At 43.7% G+C, this 22,800-nt stretch carries 21 protein-coding genes; 17 read left to right on the top strand and 4 right to left on the bottom strand.

What is annotated here, in order from left to right; genetic code table 11:
• Nucleotides 1–76 precede the first annotated feature (76 nt).
• Entirely contained in the window at nucleotides 77–961 is an 885-nt protein-coding gene (gene nadK, locus DL796_RS02910) for an NAD(+) kinase (RefSeq protein WP_110199803.1), read from the bottom strand.
• Between the two features lie 132 nt (nucleotides 962–1,093).
• Here nadK and hrcA point away from each other — a divergent pair, with 132 nt between their 5' ends.
• Nucleotides 1,094–2,146 (top strand): heat-inducible transcriptional repressor HrcA, encoded by a 1,053-nt coding sequence (gene hrcA, locus DL796_RS02905; RefSeq protein WP_110199801.1) that lies wholly within the window; start codon nucleotides 1,094–1,096, stop codon nucleotides 2,144–2,146.
• A 20-nt stretch (nucleotides 2,147–2,166) separates the two neighbouring features.
• On the opposite strand, the gene DL796_RS02900 is transcribed toward hrcA, so the two are convergent.
• Nucleotides 2,167–2,622, bottom strand: coding sequence for a hypothetical protein (locus DL796_RS02900; protein WP_110199799.1), 456 nt, complete (start codon nucleotides 2,620–2,622; stop codon nucleotides 2,167–2,169).
• 172 nt (nucleotides 2,623–2,794) lie between these two features.
• Between DL796_RS02900 and grpE the strand changes: the two genes are divergently transcribed.
• From grpE to phrB, 13 genes are all read left to right on the top strand, one after another.
• On the top strand, nucleotides 2,795–3,430 hold the full coding sequence (gene grpE / locus DL796_RS02895) for a nucleotide exchange factor GrpE (protein WP_110199797.1): 636 nt from the start codon (nucleotides 2,795–2,797) through the stop codon (nucleotides 3,428–3,430).
• A gap of 150 nt (nucleotides 3,431–3,580) precedes the next feature.
• Complete coding sequence (locus DL796_RS02890; protein ID WP_110199795.1) at nucleotides 3,581–4,297, top strand: YebC/PmpR family DNA-binding transcriptional regulator; 717 nt, start codon at nucleotides 3,581–3,583, stop codon at nucleotides 4,295–4,297.
• 395 nt (nucleotides 4,298–4,692) lie between these two features.
• The gene (locus DL796_RS02885) at nucleotides 4,693–4,968 is read left to right on the top strand and encodes a hypothetical protein (protein WP_110199793.1); all 276 of its coding nucleotides are present in this window, start codon (nucleotides 4,693–4,695) and stop codon (nucleotides 4,966–4,968) included.
• Between the two features lie 65 nt (nucleotides 4,969–5,033).
• Nucleotides 5,034–5,315: a hypothetical protein gene (locus DL796_RS02880; RefSeq protein WP_110199791.1), complete on the top strand. Its 282-nt coding sequence runs from the start codon at nucleotides 5,034–5,036 to the stop codon at nucleotides 5,313–5,315.
• Between the two features lie 285 nt (nucleotides 5,316–5,600).
• Nucleotides 5,601–7,535, top strand: a complete 1,935-nt coding sequence (dnaK, locus tag DL796_RS02875; RefSeq protein ID WP_110199789.1) for a molecular chaperone DnaK — start codon at nucleotides 5,601–5,603, stop codon at nucleotides 7,533–7,535.
• Nucleotides 7,536–7,763: 228 nt separating this feature from the next.
• Nucleotides 7,764–8,912: a molecular chaperone DnaJ gene (gene dnaJ, locus DL796_RS02870; protein ID WP_110199787.1), complete on the top strand. Its 1,149-nt coding sequence runs from the start codon at nucleotides 7,764–7,766 to the stop codon at nucleotides 8,910–8,912.
• A gap of 111 nt (nucleotides 8,913–9,023) precedes the next feature.
• A complete protein-coding gene (locus DL796_RS02865; protein ID WP_110199785.1) occupies nucleotides 9,024–9,644 on the top strand; it encodes an arylesterase in 621 nt (206 codons plus the stop codon).
• A 15-nt stretch (nucleotides 9,645–9,659) separates the two neighbouring features.
• Nucleotides 9,660–10,463: a 4-hydroxy-tetrahydrodipicolinate reductase gene (gene dapB, locus DL796_RS02860; protein ID WP_110199783.1), complete on the top strand. Its 804-nt coding sequence runs from the start codon at nucleotides 9,660–9,662 to the stop codon at nucleotides 10,461–10,463.
• Between the two features lie 608 nt (nucleotides 10,464–11,071).
• On the top strand, nucleotides 11,072–12,232 hold the full coding sequence (carA, locus tag DL796_RS02855; RefSeq protein ID WP_196597942.1) for a glutamine-hydrolyzing carbamoyl-phosphate synthase small subunit: 1,161 nt from the start codon (nucleotides 11,072–11,074) through the stop codon (nucleotides 12,230–12,232).
• A gap of 14 nt (nucleotides 12,233–12,246) precedes the next feature.
• On the top strand, nucleotides 12,247–15,477 hold the full coding sequence (gene carB, locus DL796_RS02850; protein ID WP_110199781.1) for a carbamoyl-phosphate synthase large subunit: 3,231 nt from the start codon (nucleotides 12,247–12,249) through the stop codon (nucleotides 15,475–15,477).
• Entirely contained in the window at nucleotides 15,474–15,956 is a 483-nt protein-coding gene (greA, locus tag DL796_RS02845; protein ID WP_110199779.1) for a transcription elongation factor GreA, read from the top strand. The genes carB and greA overlap by 4 nt, the downstream gene beginning before the upstream one ends.
• 308 nt (nucleotides 15,957–16,264) lie before the next feature.
• A complete protein-coding gene (locus DL796_RS02840) occupies nucleotides 16,265–17,212 on the top strand; it encodes a YbgA family protein (RefSeq protein ID WP_110199777.1) in 948 nt (315 codons plus the stop codon).
• A 49-nt stretch (nucleotides 17,213–17,261) separates the two neighbouring features.
• Nucleotides 17,262–18,635, top strand: coding sequence for a deoxyribodipyrimidine photo-lyase (gene phrB, locus DL796_RS02835; RefSeq protein WP_110199775.1), 1,374 nt, complete (start codon nucleotides 17,262–17,264; stop codon nucleotides 18,633–18,635).
• On the opposite strand, the gene DL796_RS02830 is transcribed toward phrB, so the two are convergent.
• Together DL796_RS02830 and DL796_RS02825 are read right to left on the bottom strand one after the other, a co-directional pair.
• Entirely contained in the window at nucleotides 18,636–19,184 is a 549-nt protein-coding gene (locus tag DL796_RS02830; RefSeq protein ID WP_110199773.1) for a chalcone isomerase family protein, read from the bottom strand.
• Nucleotides 19,184–19,672 (bottom strand): nuclear transport factor 2 family protein, encoded by a 489-nt coding sequence (locus DL796_RS02825; protein WP_110199771.1) that lies wholly within the window; start codon nucleotides 19,670–19,672, stop codon nucleotides 19,184–19,186. The genes DL796_RS02830 and DL796_RS02825 overlap by 1 nt, the downstream gene beginning before the upstream one ends.
• Nucleotides 19,673–19,875: 203 nt before the next feature.
• Between DL796_RS02825 and DL796_RS02820 the strand changes: the two genes are divergently transcribed.
• The 3 genes from DL796_RS02820 to DL796_RS02810 are packed head-to-tail and all read left to right on the top strand — an operon-like array spanning nucleotide 19,876 to nucleotide 22,800.
• Nucleotides 19,876–20,769, top strand: a complete 894-nt coding sequence (locus tag DL796_RS02820) for an acyl-CoA desaturase (RefSeq protein WP_110200701.1) — start codon at nucleotides 19,876–19,878, stop codon at nucleotides 20,767–20,769.
• Nucleotides 20,766–22,022, top strand: a complete 1,257-nt coding sequence (locus DL796_RS02815; RefSeq protein ID WP_110199769.1) for an NAD(P)/FAD-dependent oxidoreductase — start codon at nucleotides 20,766–20,768, stop codon at nucleotides 22,020–22,022. Before DL796_RS02820 ends, DL796_RS02815 begins: the two co-directional genes overlap by 4 nt.
• Nucleotides 22,012–22,800 (top strand): DUF1365 domain-containing protein, encoded by a 789-nt coding sequence (locus tag DL796_RS02810; protein ID WP_110199767.1) that lies wholly within the window; start codon nucleotides 22,012–22,014, stop codon nucleotides 22,798–22,800. Before DL796_RS02815 ends, DL796_RS02810 begins: the two co-directional genes overlap by 11 nt.

The raw sequence follows: 22,800 nt of genomic DNA, 5'->3' as shown, positions 1-22,800 counted from the left end.
ATGTCACCAATAACACGATAATCGCAACCAGTCTGTTAATCATGCAAGTCCTTATTTTTATTGTCTCTTTACTGAGTTACAGCTTCGAACCCCAGCCAAGTTTGGTGCGAAGCAAGCTGAAGTAGTCGTAATCTCTAGGGTGCAGTAGCCACAAGTCTTCTTTGCGCTTGCGAATACAAATCTTTTCACCAGGAGCGACTGGGAACCGAACCTGTCCATCGCAACTTAAGCGGGCTTCGTTCTCGTTTGCTTGGCTGAATACGATATCAACTTTGCTCTCTGCGTCAATGGAGATTGGGCGACTGGAAAGCGTATGCGGGAACATGGGGACAAGTGATATGGCGTTAATTGACGGTGACATAATAGGACCGCCAGCAGATAAGGCGTAAGCCGTAGAGCCCGTTGGCGTCGAGATAATTAAACCATCGCCGCGCAGACTGTAAACGAAGGAGTCGTTAATATAGACCTCGAATTCGATCATGCGCGAAATTTCACCGGGATAAAGCACGATATCGTTTAAGGCATCGCTGTAGCGTTCTTTATTGTTTTCGCCATCGATGTCCGCTTCTAGTAAAAAGCGACGTTCCTGGGTGTATTCACCACTTAACACTTCACTGACTTTTTCGGTGACTTGTTGTGGCTGAATGTCCGTTAAGAAGCCAAGATAACCACGGTTTACACCAAGCAGCGGGATATTGTAGCTCGCCATCAAACGTGCAGCGTAAAGCATTGAGCCGTCGCCACCGACTACGATCACTAAATTTGCGTTCTCGCCAATCGTCTGCCAGGTGGCTTGGTGATCGGCTTTTACGTCTAGATCAGACGCAACCGAGTCTTCGACCAGAGGCTGATAGCCTTGGTCCAACAAGTGGCGATAGAGTGTCATAATGGTTTCGCCGACTTCTTTATGTTTCGGTTTGCCCATGATGCCGATAGTTTTAAAGCTTAAAGCAGGAGCCACGTTTGCTCTTTATCCCTTGTAATTGCATTATTGACCCACATTTAAGAATATATACAGCCAATAGGCAAGGGTTTTACACAATCAGAATTCAAACTAACGACAACACCTTAATAAAGGAACTGACTGATAGCCATGAGCAAATTTGACCAGCGCGCGCAGATCTTGATGAAAACCTTGGTGGAGACTTATATCTCCAGCGGTCAGCCCGTGGGGTCAAAAACGCTTTTGGAAAACTCACAGTTAAGCGTCAGCTCTGCGACCGTGCGCAATGTTATGCAAGATCTCGAAAGTATGGGCTTACTAACCGCACCGTACACGTCAGCTGGACGAATCCCAACCTCACAAGGCGTTCGTTTGTTTGTCGACCAACTGCTCACCGTGTCCGATGTGGAAGAAATTTACCTACAGCAGCTGCAGCAACATCTCGGCAAAGTTTCGGAAACAGGAGAAATGTTATCAAGCGTCAGCAATATGCTGTCTCAGGTTACTCAAATGGCGGGGCTGGTGCGAGTACCGCGCCGCGATGTGACACGAGTGAAACAGGTGGAGTTTGTACCTTTATCACAGGACGCAGAAGCGCAGAATAAAGTGTTGGTGGTGCTGGTATTAAGCGATGGTGAGGTGCAGAATCGTGTAATCCAGCTCGATACGCCGGTAACGCGCTCAGAGCTACAGCAAGCATCAAACTATGTGAATCACCATTTTGCCGGCAAAGAGCTGGACACAGTGCGCCGTGAATTGCTGAACGAACTTAAGGCAGATCGTGCGAAGATGGATCAGATGATGGCTTCGATGGTCGAAGTTGCTGAAAAAAGTTTTACAGGCAACGAAGACGACGAAATCCAGGTCACCGGCAAATCACAACTATTAAACTGGGTTAATTCTGGTGATATTTCGGACTTACAGTCGGTATTTAACGCCTTTTCTGAGAAAACACAGATGTTGACCTTATTGGATAAATGCTTGAACGCTGATGGTGTTCAGCTTTTTATCGGCGAAGAATCAGGTTATGACGTCTTTTCCCAGTGCAGCGTTGTCGGTGCGCCTTACAGCATAGATGGTGAAGCAGTAGGAGTTTTGGCCGTGGTGGGGCCGACTCGTATGGACTATAACAAAGTGATTCCAATGGTCGATATTACGGCAAAATTAATTAGTCTTACTCTAGATAAGAGCAACTCGAAATAAGAGTTGCTCTTGATATGGTATTATAGGTCAAGACTTTTGCAAACTGCTGATTCTTGGGCGATTTCTTTAAAACCTGTTGTTACCCACTGAGGGTCCGAGTCATTAGCTCCGTCGCCGTTAACATCTGCCGTGTATCTAAACTCCTCTGTCAATTGTACCCGTGAATTTCCAGAGCAAAACTCTGTTGTACGCACAGTTCCGATCTGAGGAGTTACTGGGGGTGTCGGTATAGTTGTCGAGTCTTGTGTTGTGTATGGACGTTCGTAAATGACAGTAATAGGGCCAGAGATTTTTTTTGAGTGTAGTTGTGACAATAGGGGGTTTAGCCGCTTGATTTCACTTTTAAAGCGATAATCGGATGACTTAACTGTATAAGATTGCTTTACTTTTAATTCGGTAAGCTCTTTGGCTAGAGTGTAGTTAGCTAAAACAGTTATTAGGATGGTGGTTGTGAATAAAAATATATTTTTAGACATTACTTTTCCTTTTTTCCTTTTTTCCTTTTTCCTTAGTGGCTGGTTGTTGCTTATCTTGCAACATTAATGATAGTAGAGAAATATAGTGAGTTATTCAAATTTTTAACTTGAAGTTTTGAGCTACAACCCAAATATCGGGGTACAGAGAAACAAAATTTGTGTGGAGAGACCTATGTCTGAGAAAGACAAGCAAAATCAAGATGTTGAAAAAAATGAAGCACTTAGCGAGGAGCAAATGGAAGCTGCTGAAGAGCAAGTGAAAAAAGTCGTGGACGAAGCTTTAGAAGAAGCAGTTGAAGCGGCTGAAGAAGATAATTTAGCGGATCTAAGCGATGAAGAACGTAAAATCATTGAGTTAGAAAAAGCGTTAGAAGAAGCAGAAGCGAAAGCTGCTGAAAATATGGATTTAGCCCTACGCACTAAGGCAGAAGCTGACAACATCCGTCGTCGTTCTGAAAAAGAAGTGATCAGTGCGCGAAAGTATGCCATTGAGAAGTTCGCTGAAGAATTGTTGGCTGTGGTCGATAGTCTAGAGCAAGGCTTGCAGGCAAAGGCTGAACACGAAGAGTCGAAAGCAATGAAGGAAGGCATGGAGCTAACATTGAAGCTAACCTTATCGACTTTGAATAAGTTTGGTGTTGAGCAGTTAAACCCGATTGAAGAAGTGTTCGATCCACAACTGCACGAAGCCATGACCATGGTACCGAGTCCGGATCATGAGAAGAATACAGTGATCGACGTCTTCCAAAAGGGCTATTCACTCAATGGTCGAGTGATTCGTCCAGCGCGAGTTGTAGTCGCTCAATAGCGAAAACGACTTAGTCAAAGGTATTAAAGAAAGCTGTCTCTTTAAGAAAGGGCAGCTTTTTTTATATCTATCGGTTATAAATGCCCACTTTCTGAGCATTTCGTAATACAATACCCCAAATTTTGAAACCACAATCACGAGAGAATTAAGATGGGTCGAGCCTTCCAAAACCGTAAAGAGTCAATGGCGAAAACGTCTGATCAAAACGCCAAGGTCTACAGCAAGTACAGTCGAGAAATCTATGTAACGGCTAAACAGGGTGGACCTGAGCCAGAAAGCAATCTGGCATTAAGAAGCCTACTTGACCGCGCTAAGCGTGATCAGGTCCCAGCTCACGTTATTCAAAAAGCCATCGACAAAGCTGAAGGCGGAGCGGGCGAAGACTTCGCGGTTGCACGCTATGAGGGTTATGCCCCAGGTAACGTTATGGTGATTGTGGATTGTCTAACGGATAATCCAAACCGTACTTTTGGTGAGGTTCGCCAGTGTTTTGTTAAAACGAAATCTAAGATCGGCACGGAAGGCAGCGTGATGCACATGTTCGATCACAGCGCTATCTTTGTCTTTGCTCATGATGATGAAGAAGCGGTGCTCGAAGCATTAATGATGGCGGATGTTGATGTGACCGATATCGAACATGAAGACGGCAAAATTACCGTCTTTGCACCCCAACAAGAATACTTCAAAGCCAAACAGGCTCTACTCGACAGCTTTGAAGGGATTGAGTTTGACGTTGATGAGATCCAATTTATTCCTAAAGTGATGACGCAGATTTCTGGTGAAGATAAAGAAATGTTCGATAAATTTATGGAAATGGCTAACGACCAGGATGATGTGCAAAACGTCTACCACAACGCTGAGTTCTGACCACAATAATATCTAATAGATGTTGTCGATAAGCCCCTTAGTGAGAACACCATTAAGGGGCTTTTTTAATGCCACCAAACTTAACTTTGACTCTTATTCCGATGAACAGTTTCCCCTTTAAAAAGTTCCTTTCAATAATGTGAGCGAACTATCATATCCAAATATTTAAGAATGCATTTGTCCTTATTTATCAATTGCTTGCATTTGATAGCTCTGTCGACTGCCTCACCTCGAAAGTGTTAGCTAATAAGCACTGATGAAGGCGAATGTATCACAAAAAAGCGGCCAAATGTTAAACCCCATTTTACAAAGGATCGAGTGTGAAATGGTTCATGTCTTAACGTGAGTTTTGCGTGATACAACAAAAGTCCATTTACAACAAAAGGTGAAATAGTATGAAAACTCCAATTGTAGTATTAGGTGTCATTTTTGGTTTAGCGACTGGCTCTGTTCATGCCAATGATGCAGAAGCATTAAAGCGACTTGACATACGAGCTTGTGAAGCACAAACCCAAGTAAAAACTAACCAAGAAGGCGAGCAAGAGCAAAAGCCATGTGAGTGTGAAATTGAAAACACTGACTATGAAGCTTTAGCCGAAGCTAAGAAGAATGGTGATCTGGCGAAAATTCAAGAGATCAACGAAGAAGCCAAAGAAGCCTGCGCTGAATAGTTGCAATTAATAGTATTAACTAAACAAATCCCCCACAACATCTAAATATTTGGAAGGTGTAAATTATGAAAAAGACAATTATGACATTATCCACAGTATTAGGCTTAGTTTTAACCACTAGCGCCATGGCAAATGACGCAGAAAACATGAAGCAACAAGACCTTCAAGCCTGTGATATGAAAACACAGCAATTGCCTGAGGAAATCAAGGCGCAAAAGAAGCAGAGTTGCCAGTGTGTGGTCGAAAACACCGACTATGAAGCGCTAGTTGAGGCCAATAAGAATGGCGATCATGCTAAAGTGCAGGAGATTAAAGGTAAAGCTCGAGAAGCCTGTAAAGAAGCCTAAACGAGTTTTGCGTTTGCCCCAAGAGAAGAGGCTAGCTCATAGCTTCCTTCTTAAAAGCTGGTCTTCGGATCAGCTTTTTTTATGACTTTTTGAGATACACCCCTTGAAAAACAGACTCCACCACCAATATTCCCTCCTAAGTTGGGTCTGCTCGATTATGACGATAAACATTTGAGTGGCCTTTTTGAGTAACCATAAAAAAAGTAGGCTTAAGGGGTTGATCTACTTTACCCAGCCCCCACATAAGCTACAAGCAAGATTTAAAGACCCTTTTGGAGTGAAAACATGGCCAAAATAATCGGTATTGATTTAGGTACAACAAATTCATGTGTTGCCGTCATGGACGGTGACAAACCTCGCGTTATTGAAAACGCGGAAGGTACACGCACGACCCCATCGATCATCGCCTATACAGACGGTGAGACATTGGTTGGTCAGTCTGCGAAACGCCAAGCAGTAACTAACCCAGAGAACACTTTATACGCTATCAAGCGTTTGATCGGACGTAAGTTCAAAGATCAGGTGGTTCAAAAAGATACGGGTATGGTTCCTTATAAAATTATCGAAGCCGACAACGGTGATGCTTGGGTTCAAGTAAACGATAAGAAAATGGCACCGCCTCAGGTTTCTGCTGAAATCTTGAAAAAGATGAAGAAAACAGCAGAAGACTTCCTAGGTGAAGAAGTTAAAGAAGCAGTAATTACAGTTCCTGCATACTTTAACGATTCACAGCGTCAAGCGACTAAAGACGCCGGTCGTATCGCTGGTTTAGATGTAAAGCGTATTATTAACGAGCCGACAGCGGCGGCGTTAGCATACGGTATGGATAAAGAGCGTGGCGACCGCACGGTTGCAGTTTATGACCTTGGTGGTGGTACGTTCGATATCTCTATCATTGAAATTGCCGAAGTTGACGGCGAGCATACGTTTGAAGTTCTTTCGACCAACGGTGATACATTCCTTGGTGGTGAAGATTTCGATATGCGCGTTATCGAATACTTAGCAGAAGAGTTCAAGAAAGACTCGGGCATTGACCTAAAAGGCGACGCACTAGCGATGCAGCGTTTGAAAGAAGCTGGTGAGAAAGCGAAGATTGAATTGTCTTCAAGCAGCCAAACGGAAGTAAACCTACCGTACATCACAGCTGACTCAACAGGTCCTAAGCACCTTAACATCAAGCTAACTCGTGCGAAATTAGAAGCATTGGTTGAAGACTTGGTTGAGCGTACGCTAGAGCCAGTGAAGCAGTCACTAAAAGATGCCGGCGTTTCTACTTCTGAAATCGACGACGTAATCCTAGTCGGTGGTCAGACTCGTATGCCTAAAGTACAGGAAGCTGTTTCTGGATTCTTCGGCAAAGATGCTCGTAAAGACGTTAACCCTGATGAAGCAGTAGCAGTTGGTGCAGCGATTCAAGGTGCGGTACTAGGTGGTGACGTGAAAGACGTTCTACTACTAGACGTAACGCCTCTAACGCTTGGTATCGAAACAATGGGTCAGGTAATGACTCCACTGATTGATAAGAACACAACGATTCCGACTAAGGCATCGCAAACCTTCTCAACAGCAGAAGATAACCAAACAGCAGTAACGGTTCATGTACTTCAAGGTGAGCGTAAAATGGCCTCGCAGAATAAGTCACTAGGTCGTTTTGACTTAGCTGATATTCCGCCAGCACCACGCGGTACGCCACAGATCGAAGTAACGTTCGACATCGATGCCAACGGTATCATGCACGTTTCTGCGAAAGATAAAGCGACTGGTAAAGAGCAATCGATTCAGATTAAAGCCTCTTCAGGTTTGAGCGATGAAGAAATCGAGCAAATGGTAAAAGATGCTGAGGCGCACGCTGAAGAAGATAAGAAGTTCCAGGAGCTGGTCGAAGCGCGTAACCAAGCGGATGGCCTAGTTCACGCTTCTCGTAAATCATTGAACGATGAAAGTATTACGTTCGAAGACGGCGAGAAAGAAGCGATTGAAAAAGCTGCTAATGAGCTTGAAGAAGCGATTAAAGGCGACGACTTAGAAGATATTAAAGCGAAGACTGAAGCGTTAAGCCAAGCATCTGCGAAGATGGCTGAGCGTATGTACGCAAACGCGCAGCAGCAAGCTGAAGCTGGCCAACAGGCTGGTGGTGAGCAAACATCTGATAGCAATGCTGGTGATGATGTTGTTGATGCTGAGTTTGAGGAAGTTAAGGACGACAAATCTAAGTCGTAATTAAAACGTCTTTTTGACTCGATAGCTTTGTTGCTGAGTTTTCTGCGAGTGCTCATTTACCTGAGTAAACTCCGCTTCTCGAAAACTCAGCGCCTCGCTTTCAAGCCAAATAGCTCGTTTTAAAAGATTATCTTTGGGATGCGATATCCATGGATAAGAGTTAAGGTAAACGCAGGATTTGTTTCCTGCGTTTGCGGTTTAAAAAGATTGAAGAAAAAGTAGCTAATTATGTCGAAACGCGATTATTACGAAGTATTGGGTGTGTCGAAAGGCGCTGACAAAGCCGAATTAAAAAAGGCTTATCGTCGCTTAGCGATGAAAAACCACCCGGATCGTAATCCAGATGATAAAGAAGCTGAGCAACGCTTCAAAGAAGCGAAAGAAGCCTATGAGGTTTTGAGCGATCCACAAAAGCGTCAAATGTATGATCAGTATGGTCATGCTGGCGTAGATCCAAACATGGGTGGTGGAGGCGCAGGTGGCTTCGGCGGCGGTGGCGACTTTAACGATATTTTTGGTGATATTTTTGGCGATATCTTCGGTGGTGGCGGTGGTCGTCGCGGCGGAGGTGGCAGACGCCAAGCTCGCGGTAATGATCTACAGTACAACTTAGAGATAACGCTTGAAGAAGCGGTTAAAGGCGTCGAGAAGGAAATTAAAGTTCCGACTTACGTAAACTGCGATACTTGTGACGGCGATGGTGCTAAACCAGGTTCTGGTACCACGACTTGTACTACTTGTGCCGGTCAGGGTGCTGTTCGCATGAGCCAAGGTTTCTTCTCAGTACAGCAAACTTGTCCAGACTGTCAGGGCACAGGTCAGGTGATTAAAGACCCTTGTAATGATTGTCATGGTCAAGGTCGCGTACACAAGACAAAAGAACTTAAAGTCACGATTCCAGCAGGAATTGATGACGGTATGCGCGTTCGCTTAAGTGGCGAAGGCGAAGCTGGCGGACCCGGTGCCATTGCAGGTGATTTGTATGTTCAGGTTTACGTAAAAGAGCATCCAATCTTTAAGCGTGACGGCGTTAACTTGTATTGTGAAGTTCCTTTGAGCTTTGTGACGGCGGCGCTCGGCGGCAAGCTTGATGTACCAACGCTTGATGGCAAGGTGGCTTTAACCATCCCTGCCGAAACACAAACAGGCCGTATGTTCCGCTTGAAAGGTAAGGGTGTTAAAGGCGTTCGCAGCAGCATGGTTGGTGATTTGCTATGTCGCGTGATTCTTGAAACGCCGGTGAAGCTGAGCAAGAAGCAAAAAGAGCTTCTTGAAGAGTTCCAACAAACGGTTAATGACTCGGGCGGTAAGAACAGCCCGAAACAAACCTCTTGGTTCGATGGCGTTAAAAAATTCTGGGATACTATGACCAGCTAAGTCGTCTATTTAAATTTATATTTAAAGCCCACCCTGTGTGGGCTTTTTTTGTGTTTGTTAGAAAAAACATTTATGCTCATGGGCATATTATCATGTAGCTGATGAGTTGAGATGATAGAGCTTTTATTTAAGACTAAGATGCTCCTTTTAGGGGCGATGTTAATGTTGCTGGCTGCTTGTTCGGGAGAACAAAGCTTAGAGCCGCTAGCTAGTGATGCAACTATTGTTGCTTTTGGTGATAGCTTGACCGATGGCGTCGGCGCATCCGAAGGGAAGGCGTACCCTGATGTCTTATCTGAGCTGACGGGGCTCGAGGTGATTAATGCTGGGGTATCCGGTGAAGTGACCGCAGAAGGTGTACAGCGACTGCCCTTGGTATTGGAAACACATAACCCGCAGCTAGTGATATTAATGGAAGGTGGCAACGACATACTTCGTAACCTAAACCAAGCTCAGACCAAGGCAAACCTTTCGAAAATGATAGAAATGATTCGATTGTCTGGTGCGGACGTTGTATTGATGGGTATTCCAGAGAAAAACCTGTTTTCAGATTCGGCGGGGTTCTACGAAGAATTAGCGCGTGAGCATAAGGTGGTGTTTGATGGTGAAACCATGTCAGATCTCTTGAAAACACGATCTTACAAGTCCGATTCAATTCATCTTAATAACCAAGGCTACCGAGTATTAGCTGAAACTATTTATGAACTGCTTCAAGAGCAGGGCGCACTCTAACAGAAGATAATCATTATGAGTAAAACACAAATAATCATTAATGCCGCAACGGGGCGTATGGGCAAAGAGCTACTGATTGCGACGGTCAATGACAAAGATGCGGAGTTGGTCGGTGCTATTGCGCGCGCAGATCATCCTATGGTGGGCAATGATATTGCTTACTTAATCGGGGCGGAGACACAAGGTGTGGCTGTTAGCGCTGATTTACAGCATGTATTAAGCGCCGATAAGGTACTCATTGACTTCAGTCTGCCAGATTACTCAATAAAGTCCTTAGAGCACTGTGTAGCGGCAAAGACACCAATGGTTATCGGCACTACAGGTTATTCACAGCAACAGCTACAACAAATAGAAGACGCTGCAAAAGAAATCCCAATTGTCTTAGCGGCCAACTATTCGGTCGGGGTAAACAGCCTTATTGGCTTAGTGAAGCAGGCGACGGCTTTGCTCGGCGATAAAGCTGATATCGAAATATTCGAAGCCCATCATAAGCATAAAAAAGACGCGCCCTCGGGCACTGCCTTAGCGCTTGGCGAAGCCGTGGCTAAAGAACGAGGAGAGGATCTCAAAGATATTGCTGAGTGGACACGTCAAGGCGAGTCACCTAGAAAAGAAGGCAATATTGGTTTCTCCGTGATGCGAGCCGGCGATATAGTCGGAACCCACGATGTGGTCTTTGCCCTAAACGGAGAGATGGTGACTTTAAGACATGAGGCGCAATCGAGACAATGCTTTGCTAGTGGTGCGGTAGTTGCTGCTAAGTGGCTCGAGAATAAGCCTGCTGGCTTATATAGCATGCAGGATGTACTCGGGTTGTAGCCACTTTGGCTACACAGTCTTGAGCTACAAGCCTTATATCAGGCACTGAGCAACCAATATTTGTAGGAGATCGTCCATTCGGTTTGTAAGAGATATCTCAAACAGAAGTAATCTCGAGCGGAATTGACAAGTCGATATTGGCGATCTAGCAATAATTAAACGCATAAACCCTTGTAAATAAATAGAAAAAAATAATTTACCTAGAATTCTTCAAAAATTAATGCTCTTGTACTTTAGAAAATTAAGCGTAGAGTAATAGTTGTGCAAGGGACGCACATAAGGAAGACTAGCCGAGGGACTTGGTGAAACAGGAAGTCGCAGGGAGCAACGTGAAAAAGGCATGAGGCCATTCGAAAATGGGCGGGACTACCGCCCTTTTCATTTTTAGGACGCAAATAAAGAAACCATTTAAATTTCGTAAATTCTTAACACTATTTTTCATCTTTGTTAGTTCACGCGCATAGACATGAATATAGTGATCCCTTACAATACATGGAATTTGCCGAATATTTGTCTTTCTTGTAAAAAATGTGCGGAGTCAATGGGGTCTAATCTAACAAGACCCTGAATGAATCCGATTTTTTTGCGCCTAAAAAACGGAGGTTTCTTTGCCAACACAAGAGTCTCAGCAGCTACTTTCAAGTCTGCAACCCGCCATTTTAGTTCTCGAAGACGGTAGCGTTTTTCATGGTTCATCAATTGGTTTTGATGGGCAAGCTGTCGGAGAGGTAGTTTTCAACACAGCCATGACTGGCTACCAAGAGATTTTAACCGACCCTTCTTACGCTAAACAAATAGTCACTCTAACTTATCCCCATATTGGAAACACAGGAATCAACAGTGAAGATGTTGAGTCTGACCATGTGTGGGCGGAAGGTTTGATTATTCGTGATTTGCCATTGCTACACAGCAACTGGCGTAGCGAAGAGTCGCTAACTGACTATCTTAAGCGTAACAAAAAAGTCGCTATCGCAGATATCGATACTCGTCGCTTAACTCGAATCTTGCGCGATAAAGGTGCCCTTAGCGGGTGTATCATTGCTGGCGAGGTTGATGAAGCGCGAGCTCTTGAGCTAGCTAAAGAGTTCCCAGGCCTAAAGGGCATGGACCTAGCTAAAGTCGTTTGTACTAAAGAGCAGTACCAGTGGAATCAAACCAGCTGGGACTTGGTCGAAGGTTACGGCGAACGCAAAGAATCAAAATTTAAAGTAGTCGCCTATGACTACGGTGTGAAGAAAAACATTCTTCGCATGCTCGCGGACCGCGGTTGTGATTTAACCGTTGTGCCAGCTGAAACACCAGCTAAGGATGTGTTGGCTATGAATCCGGACGGTGTTTTCTTGTCGAATGGCCCAGGTGACCCAGAGCCATGTGACTATGCGATTACAGCTATCCAAGAGTTTCTAGAGACTAACATTCCTATTTTTGGTATTTGCTTAGGCCATCAACTACTCGCCTTAGCAAGTGGCGCGAAGACCATTAAGATGAAGTTTGGTCACCACGGGGCAAACCACCCGGTGAAGACGCTAGAAACAGATCGCGTAATGATTACGAGCCAAAACCACGGCTTCGCGGTTGATGAAAAGAGCTTGCCAGAAAACTTGGTAGCTACTCATAGATCGCTTTTCGACGATTCTCTACAAGGTATTCATCGCACAGATAAGCCAGCATTCAGCTTCCAGGGACACCCTGAAGCCAGCCCTGGCCCACAAGATGCCGCACCATTGTTCGATCATTTCATTGAACTAATGGAACAAGCCAAAGCCTAGGAGAGATAAAGAATATGCCAAAACGTACTGATATAGAAAGCATCTTAATTTTAGGCGCTGGCCCAATTATCATCGGTCAGGCGTGTGAGTTCGATTACTCAGGTGCGCAAGCGTGTAAAGCGTTAAAAGAAGAGGGTTACCGAGTTATCTTAGTAAACTCTAATCCTGCAACCATTATGACTGACCCTAACATGGCCGATGCGACTTATATCGAGCCAATTGAGTGGGAAGTTGTTTCGAAAATTATTGAAAAAGAAAAGCCTGACGCGATCCTTCCTACCATGGGTGGTCAGACTGCACTAAACTGTGCGCTAGACTTAGCCTCGCGCGGTGTTCTTGAAATCCATGGCGTGGAGATGATTGGTGCTAACCGTGAAGCGATTGATAAAGCGGAAGACCGTGAGTTATTCGCTAAAGCGATGGCTAAAATTGGCTTAGACCAGCCTCGCCAAGATATTGCTAGAACGTTAGAAGATGCTTGGAAAGTTCAAAAAGAAGTCGGCTTCCCCTGTATTATTCGCCCGTCATTCACCATGGGTGGTACAGGCGGTGGTATTGCCTATAACAAAGAAGAGTTCGAAGAGCTTTGTACACGCGGTTTAGATTTATCACCAACGAACGAGTTGTTAATTGATGAGTCGTTAATTGGTTGGAAAGAGTATGAGATGGAAGTGGTTCGCGATAAGAACGACAACTGTATCATCATCTGCTCGATTGAAAACTTTGACCCAATGGGTGTGCATACGGGTGACTCGATTACCGTAGCGCCAGCACAAACATTAACCGACAAAGAATACCAGCGAATGCGTGATGCGTCGCTTGCGGTGTTGCGCGAAATTGGTGTTGAAACGGGTGGTTCGAACGTTCAGTTCGCGATTAACCCTGAGAATGGTCGTATGACGATCATTGAGATGAACCCACGTGTATCGCGTTCATCGGCACTAGCATCAAAAGCAACGGGCTTCCCTATCGCAAAAGTAGCAGCAAAACTAGCTGTGGGTTATACCCTAGACGAGCTACAGAACGAAATCACAGGCGGTAAAACTCCAGCATCGTTCGAGCCAAGCATTGATTATGTTGTTACTAAGATTCCAAGATTTAACTTCGAGAAGTTCCCTAACACTGACGCTACGCTAACCACACAGATGAAGTCTGTGGGTGAGGTGATGGCGATTGGTCGAACTTTCCAAGAGTCGATGCAAAAAGCCATTCGTGGCCTAGAAGTTGGTTCGAATGGTTTTGAGCCTAAGCTCGATCCAGATAGCCCTGAGTGGGTTGATACTCTTCGTCAAAACTTGCGTGTACCAGGCACAGATCGTATCTGGTATCTTGGTGACGCCTTCCGCAAAGGTTGGTCAATCGATGAGGTTTATGACTTAACCGGTATCGACCGCTGGTTCTTGGTGCAAATTGAAGAAATCATCAAAATCGAAGAAATGCTGAAAGGCAAATCATTGTCCGATTTAGATGCAACCTTGATGCGCCATGTAAAGCGTAAAGGTTTCTCTGACGAACGTTTGGCGGATATTTTCGCATGTCGACAGCAAGAGATTCGCAAGCGCCGTAAAGAGCTTGGCGTGACACCAGTTTATAAGCGCGTCGATACTTGTGCCGCAGAATTCGCGACCAGTACTGCATATATGTACTCAACCTACGAGGAAGAGTGCGAAGCAAATCCATCGGATCGTGAAAAAATCATGATTCTAGGTGGCGGACCTAACCGTATTGGTCAAGGTATTGAGTTTGACTATTGCTGTGTTCATGCGGCCTTTGCCATGCGTGACGACGGTTACGAAACCATTATGGTTAACTGTAACCCAGAAACGGTTTCGACGGATTACGATACGTCCGATCGACTCTATTTTGAGCCGCTAACGCTTGAAGATGTTTTAGCGATTGTTGATGTTGAAAAACCAAAAGGCGTCATCGTTCACTATGGTGGCCAAACGCCACTAAAGTTAGCGCGTGATCTTGAGGCCGCTGGTGTTCCAATTATAGGTACTTCACCAGATGCCATCGACCGTGCGGAAGACCGTGAGCGCTTCCAGCGTGCGATTAACCGCTTAGGTTTATTGCAGCCACCAAACCGTACGGCGCGAAACATCGAAGAAGGCGTGCGTTTAGCGGAAGAGATTGGTTACCCTCTTGTAGTTCGTCCTTCGTACGTACTGGGCGGTCGCGCCATGGAAATCGTCTACAACGAAGATGAACTTCGCCGCTACATGAACGACGCTGTTAGCGTGTCTAACGAGTCGCCAGTATTGCTGGATCGCTTCTTAGACGATGCGATTGAGGTTGATGTGGACGCTATTTTTGATGGTGAAAATATCTTAATTGGCGGGGTTATGGAGCACATTGAGCAAGCGGGTGTACACTCGGGTGACTCAGCCTGTTCGATTCCACCATTTAGTCTGAATAAAGAAATTCAAGACGAGATGCGCCATCAGATGTTAAAAATGGCGAAAGAGCTTCAGGTTCGTGGCTTGATGAACACACAGTTTGCGATTCAAGGCGATAAGATCTTTATCCTTGAGGTGAACCCGCGTGCATCACGTACGGTTCCTTTTGTCTCTAAAGCAACGGGTACGCCGTTGGCGAAAATTGCTGCTTCTGTCATGGCTGGCAAGACTTTAGAGGAAGTTGGTTATACTAAAGAAGTCATCCCAACTTACTACTCAGTGAAAGAGCCGGTATTCCCATTCAATAAATTCCCAGGTTCAGATCCAATTTTAGGGCCTGAGATGAAATCGACGGGTGAAGCGATGGGCGTTGGTAAAACCTTTGGTGACGCTTTCTACAAAGCGAAACTGGGTGGTGCTAGTGGCCAAACGGTTCCATTATCTGGCCGCGCAATTATCAGTGTTCGTGAAGCAGACCGCGCTGGATTAGTCGATGTTGCTAAAAAGTTGGTTGATCAGGGCTTTGAGTTGATGGCGACAAGCGGTACAGCGCGTGCGATTCGCGCAGCCGGCATCCCTTGTCAGCGTATTAACAAAATGTTTGAAGGCCGTCCGCATATCGTAGATTACATCAAAAATGGTGAGGTTGACTACATCGTTAATACGACCGAAGGCAAGCAAGCAATTAAGGACTCTTTCTTAATTCGTCGTAGCGCCTTACAATACAAGGTTCCATATACAACGACTTTGGCGGGCGCAGTGGCTTCATGTGCCGCAATGAGAGAGCATACCCGCAGTACGATTAATTCAGTACAAGAATTACATAAGCAGGTTAAAACAGTATGAGCAGAGTTCCTATGACTGCGGCTGGTGCAGAACAGCTTCAGGAAGAGTTGAATGATCTGAAAAAAGTGCAGCGTCCGAAAGTGGTCGCTGCCATTGCTGAAGCGCGTGAGCATGGCGACTTGAAAGAGAACGCCGAATACCACGCTGCGCGTGAACAACAGGGCTTTATTGAGGGCCGTATTCAAGAAATTGAAGCGAAACTTTCAAATGCCCAGATTGTGGATATCACTAAAATTACTAACACCGGAAAAGTAATCTTCGGTTCAACAGTGGTTCTTATTAATCTAGAGGACGACGATGAAACGGAAGTGCGTTACCAGATCGTTGGTGATGATGAAGCGGATATTAAGCAAAACAAGATCTCAATTAACTCTCCGATTGCCCGTGGTTTAATAGGTAAAGAAGAGGGCGACATAGCCAACATTCAAACTCCAGGCGGTAAAGTGGAGTATGAAGTCGGCGAAGTGCTTTATATCTAATCATGACTTTTAATAAAAAAGGCTCCTAATTGGGAGCCTTTTTTTATGGCACAGTGAATTATAAAATATTAATTGTTATTACTTGCTGCAGTATAGGTTCCTAAGAAGAGAAAACTGTTAAAGACAATGAAATACTCCCCTTTTATTGAGTAGAGATAATCAAAAACATTTGAAGAGATTGAAATAAATAGACTCAGGTAAGGGGTAGTTAAAAAGGGGGTGAGCTTAGGGAGAAATTGACAACAAGGAAGCTGACAAATTCGAACAAATTCACGGCTTTTTCACACGGAGTTAAGAATAATTTACTTATGAAGAAAATACCTATAGCTATAAGTTCCTGCTTGTTAGGAAACAAAGTCCGCTTCGATGGTGGACATAAACAATCCAAGTATTGCCTGGATACGTTAAATGATTGGTTTGAGTATCAGCCGATTTGCCCTGAAATGGGGATTGGTATGCCTGCGCCTCGACCGCCTATTCGTTTGATCGATGATGAGGGCGATATTCGAGTTGTGCAGGTCGATGACCAGTCTTTTGATGTCACCGATGAGTTAAAAGCTTATGCAGAGAATAAACTGCCTGAGCTAGACGATATTTGTGGTTATATCGTAATTCGCAATTCTCCCAGTTGCGGAATGGAGCGAGTGAAGGTTTATCACAAAAATGGTAATCCAGCCGGTAAGTCAGACCGCGGCGTCTATATTAAAGAGATCATGAAAAGTCGACCAGAGCTTCCGGTTGAGGAAGAGGGGCGATTGCAAGATGTGAAGCTTCGTGAAAACTTTATCACTCGAGTATTTGCCTATCAGGACTTTAAGGATAGCGTAAAAGATAAGCCTTCTGTGGATGCGCTAGTTAAATTTCATAGTCGCTATAAATACTTAGTGATGGCTCATAACTATGCAGATTATAAAAAACTGGGCCAATTAGTTGCTAACAACGATGGCTTAGAGCTGAGTGAGTTAATCGCTAATTATGAGCTCGCGTTAATGGAGTGCTTAAAGAAGATAGCGAACCCTAAGTCCCATAGTAATGTGCTATATCATATTTTGGGTTATCTAAAAGAGGACTTGCAACCTGAGGCTAAAAAAGAGTTAGTCAATGTCATAGAGCAGTATCGTAATGGTTCATTGACCTTGATCGCACCAGTTACACTACTGAATCATTACATTAAGCAGTATGGGAATGACTATATTGCACAACAAGCGTATTTGAATCCTCACCCGATTGAGCTGGGCTTAAGAAACTATATTTAAGAGCTATATTAAGAGCTAACTTTAAGAACTAGATTTAAGGAATTTTGGCGTGGGAAAAAAATTGGTGTGGTTTAGGCAAGATCTTCGAATTCATGATAATCCTGCGTTGTATCAAGCGTCACAGGATGGTGAGGTTATCGGGGTCTTTATAGAGGCACGGAAACAGCGTCAGCAGCATCATGAGGCCGAGGCTAAAGTTGGCTTTATATACGACAGCTTAATTGAGCTTCGTAAAGAGCTTAACGCACTTGGAATTCCTCTTGATATCTTAAGCTGTGATTATTTTGAAGATCAGGTAGAGCTACTCTGTGAAATCATAAAAGAAAATAATGTCGATGATATCTACTTCAATAACGAGTACCCGTTAAACGAAACGAAGCGTGATGCGGCTCTAGAAGCTAAGCTCAAAGAGTGTGGAGTTGGAGTACAACGTTTTCATGGTGATCTGGCGCTAGAGCCTGGATTAGTGAAAAATAAGCAGGGCGAACCCTATAAAGTCTTTACCCCTTATAAAAAAGCTTGGATAGAAAAACATAAAACTGCGCCAATAGAACCCCTACCAAAGCCTAATAAACAAAATCATGAGCTGACAGAGCAAGTCACAAGTGAATTTGCACAAGAATACCGTAACGATTTATGGAGTGCGGGAGAAAACGCAGCTTATGAAAAACTCGAAAGTTTTTTAAATGACGTAGATTTATACAAGGATAAAAGAGACATACCGTCGGTAGCGGGCACAAGCATGCTATCTGCACATCTTGCTATAGGAGCCATCTCTGCAAAGCAATGTATTCATGCTTTGTTACGTCACTATGAAGGCGACGAGGCTAAACTGTACGGTGATACCTGGTTCTCTGAGTTAGTGTGGCGAGAGTTTTACCGACAATTATTAATAGATAACCCACGATTGGCAAAGCACGAAGCCTATAATCTTGACGCAAAAGAGATTTGGACTGGGGGGCAGGACTTGTTTGAAGCTTGGAAACAAGGGCAGACAGGGTTTCCGATCATTGATGCTGCCATGAGACAACTTAACCAAACTGGCTGGATGCATAATCGTCTACGTATGAACGCTGCCATGTTTCTTAACAAGCTTTGTCTGGTGGATTGGCGTTGGGGCGAGCGTTATTTCATGGAAACCTTAATAGATGGTGACTTCGCATCAAACAATGGTGGCTGGCAGTGGTGCTCTTCCACAGGTGCAGATAGTGCTCCTTACTTCAGAATCATGAGTCCACTATCTCAATCTAAGCGCTTTGATGCCAACGGTGATTTTATTCGAAAGTATGTCCCCGAACTGAAAGAGTTAGACAAAAAATCAATCCATGAGCCAAGCAAGGCACAAAGGGAAAGCTTAGGCTATCCTGAGCCGATCATTGACTATAAAGAAGCTCGAAAAAAAGCATTGGAACTTTTGGCCTAATTATTGATTCGCTTCGCTGTTGTTAATTCGCTTCGCTAGTGCGTGAAATTGGCTATCCATGGTTTCTTCGCCAAACCAAACATTAAGGTAGTCTAAGCGACACTCTGTATTAGGCATGGTGTGAAGGTGTTTTTTGTTGAGATAAAGCTTAATGCCTTCATCTTTTAGGATATATAAATCATAAACATCTCCGTTCCCGACAGTCTGATAAGCGTTATTGAGGTTGGCAAATGAGGCTGAGCATAGAGATTTTCTGTTGGGAGACAAGTTAGCTTCAAGGTATTCAATGGCACCCTCGGTAAACTGCTTACCCTTGACTTCACGCAAGTATGAAAACCTAAGAAGTTTGGATTTTTGATCGAAAATGTTTTCGGCTGAAGCGCAATCCTTGTAATAAACTCCAATATCGACGATATCAAACCACAGCTTAGTTACACGCTCTTTGTCGCAAAGCTCGAAGGTCTGATTATCGTATTGTATGGTATTGGTAATTTGAGCTTTTAAGGTTGTAGAGAAAAGCAGCAGTAATGTATATGGAATAATCTTCATTACAGACTATCCCTAACTTTACGGACAAAGTAGCCGATATAGGGTAAGTGTTGATAAAAGCCTTCTGCACCATCCCAATAATCTTGGTGGAGTATAATTTTACCTTCATCATTAAAACGCAACTGGGTCATGCCAATCGATACAGAGTGTATGTCGCGACCCTTTGCACTAAAGTCCATGACCATTTTCCAGCGCAAGTAATAATCAGTTTCACTACGACTAATATCAAGTATTTCTACAGTTGTGACCGTAACATTCTCAGCGGTTTCTTCCATATAAGGAATTAACTCGTCAATACTGCGGAAGGTTTTAAAAGTATCGTTGAAATAGAAAGAGTCGGCATAAACTTCGCGAATATTGCTTTCCTTGGCATCTTTGTGGAAGTCTTTAAAGACAATTTCAAAATGCGCAGCGGGGTCTGGATGTGAGCTGGTGGAAGGAATGGTTTTTATAACCGATAAAAAATCTTCAACACGTTCGTTGTACATACGATCTCCTCCAGACGAGCAGCAAATGATTAGAAAACTCAATGATAAGAAAATACAGAGCTTAAGAAGCTTCATTGTTACGGTACCTGCTTTGTGATGTTATATTAGGATATAGCTGGCAACGTCAAATATTCGTGAACAAATGGTTCACAGTATTTTCACGGCAAAAACCGTATTCTGTTTATATAACTAATAAAGGATTAATTGTATTGAAACAGTGGTTTGACAATAAAGCAGTTAACTCTCTGACCGATGACGGTATTGACTGGCCGAGGGTAATTCCTTACATATTGCTACACCTAACCTGCCTTTTCATCTTCGTAGTTGGAGTGAGTTGGATCGCAGTGGTTATTTTTATAGCCAGTTACATTCTAAGAATGTTTGCAATAACTGCTTTCTACCATCGATACTTCTCGCACAAAAGCTTTAAGACAAGCCGTGTGATGCAGGCTATTTTCGGCTTTATCGGCACCACAGCAACACAGCGGGGCCCCCTTTGGTGGGCTGCACACCATCGACATCATCATAAGCATGCCGACACAGAAAAAGACACTCATTCTCCACGACATGGATTCTTGAGGAGCCACACCCTGTGGTTCTTAACGAAAAAAAACTTTGCCACCAATGAAGAGCGGGTTAAAGACCTTGCTCAATATAAAGAGCTAAAGTGGCTCGACCGCTATGACGTGATACCGCCAATTCTCTATGCATTTTTTATTTTGATGATAGGCACATATATAGAGCATGTCCATCCAAATTTGGGGGCAAGCAAGTGGCAAATTCTAATCTGGGGCTTTTTTGTCTCTACAGTATTGTTGTCGCATGTCACTTTTCTAATTAATTCTTTAGCGCACCGCTGGGGCTATAGAACCTTTAATACCGACGACGACAGCCGCAACAACCCATTGTTGGCGATCCTAACGTTGGGTGAGGGCTGGCATAACAATCATCACAAATTTCCAGCATCGGTGAGGCAGGGGCTGCGTTGGTGGGAAATCGATATTAGCTACTATTTTTTATGGTTAATGGAGAAACTGGGATTAGTTTGGGACCTGCGTAAACCCGAGGTAGCAAAAATAAGAGAGCATAAATTATGAGGGTGGCGATCATAGGTTCGGGGATTTCTGGCATATCGGCAGCTGAGTATTTGTCAGAGCGTTGCGAAGTCACTGTCTTTGAAAAAAATGACAAAATTGGTGGCCATGCAGACACGCAAACCATTGATGTAGATGGATTGCAAGTGGATGTTGATACTGGCTTTATAGTTTTTAACCCAGAGAACTATCCAAGGTTTACTGAACTTCTAACGAAATATGATGTGCCTTATAAAGATAGCGATATGAGCTTTGCTGTTTCAAACCGCTTCAGCGGTTTGGAGTATAACGCTACATCTATTGGCAAACTGTTTTGTCAGCGTAAAAACATCTTCAACTTGAAGTTTTATCGAATGATTAGCGATATAAAGCGTTTCTATAAGGAAGCTAAATCACTACTTAGTGAGCCTGATAATGACATCAGTCTTGGTGACTATTTAAACCAGAATCATTACAGCGAATACTTTATTGATGAACACATAGTGCCGATGGCGAGTGCTTTATGGTCGGGCAAAGCGGAGCTTATCTTAAAATTTCCAGCACGTTATATAGTCGCTTTTATGCAAAACCACAATATGATGCAAATCAGTAATAGACCTATTTGGAAAACGATTAGTGGTGGCTCGCGTGTGTATCTAGAAGAGATTGAGAAGAGCTCAAACTTTAAGGTGAAACTTAATGCATCGATTCATTCAGTGGCAAGAAGTGACACAAATGTAGTTATTAAGACACATGATGCAGAGGATGAGGTGTTCGATAAGGTGATTTTTGCTTGTCATAGCGATCAGGCCTTAAAACTAATTGAAACAGCAACCGCTGATGAAAAAGAAATACTAGGCGCAATCAAGTATCAACACAATGATGTCTGCTTACATTGGGATATCAACCTTCTACCCCGTCAAAAGAAAGCCTGGGCCAGTTGGAACGTCATTCGCAGTGAAGCAAGTAAAGAGAACTGTACAGTAAGTTACTACATGAACCTATTACAAACATTAGATACCGAAACGCCAGTCATTGTCAGCTTGAATATGAATGATTTAGTGGACAAAGAAAAAGTCTGGAAGTACCTCGAGTATGAGCACCCAGTATATACACAGCAAACCATAGAAGCGCAAAAGAAAAGACATTTGCTACAAGGTCAGTTATCTAGCTACTTCTGCGGTGCTTATTGGGGATGGGGTTTTCATGAAGACGGTGCTAGAAGCGGCTTAGAAGCTGCACAAAAATTGCTACAGGATATAGGCTATGCTGAATAATGCCTTAGTCAAAGGCTGGGTTAGGCATCGCAGATATAAGCCCAAGAAACACCAGTTCGAATATAACATGACATGGACACTTTTAGACCTGGATAAGGTAGAAGAGCAGTTTGAAAAGTCTGAACTCTGGAGTATTGAGAGAGCTAATATAATTTCTTATCGACAAGCAGACTTTCATCAAAGCGATAACGACAAAAGCTACCGACGCACTCCACCAGAAGTAACTAAGCAAAATATTATTCACTCGATTAAGAAAGAAAAAGGCAAGGATTTTAACGGCCGAATTTTTATGATGGCGCACTTAAGGAATTATGGCTATAACTTTAACTCAGTGTGCTTTTATTACTGTTATGACCAAAGTGATAATCTTCAGTTTATTGTTAGTGAAATCACAAACACTCCTTGGGGGGAGCGACACAGTTATATCTTTGATTGTGAAGCAGATAATAGTTCAAAGCGTCGTTCGTTAATGCAGTTTAAATTTAATAAACAGTTTCATGTCTCACCATTTATAAAAATGGACATGCATTACCGATGGACTTTTATGGTGGCGCCTGACAGTTTGCGAGTGCACATGGTTATCTATAGTGCCCAAGGTGAAAAGTACTTTGACACAACCTTCACAGCTAAGCTCTTACCATTAAACAAGAAGGCTATGCGTGACTATGCATTTAAGCATGCTTTACAGCCACAAAAAATGAGTTTTTTAATCTATTGGCAAGCACTCAAGCTGTGGCTGAAAAGATTTAAAGTTTATGACCATCCAAAGCATCACTAG

This window comes from Kangiella spongicola, from assembly GCF_003194565.2.
Classification (GTDB): domain Bacteria; phylum Pseudomonadota; class Gammaproteobacteria; order Enterobacterales; family Kangiellaceae; genus Kangiella; species Kangiella spongicola.
This window is presented reverse-complemented; position numbering and strand designations above follow the sequence as displayed.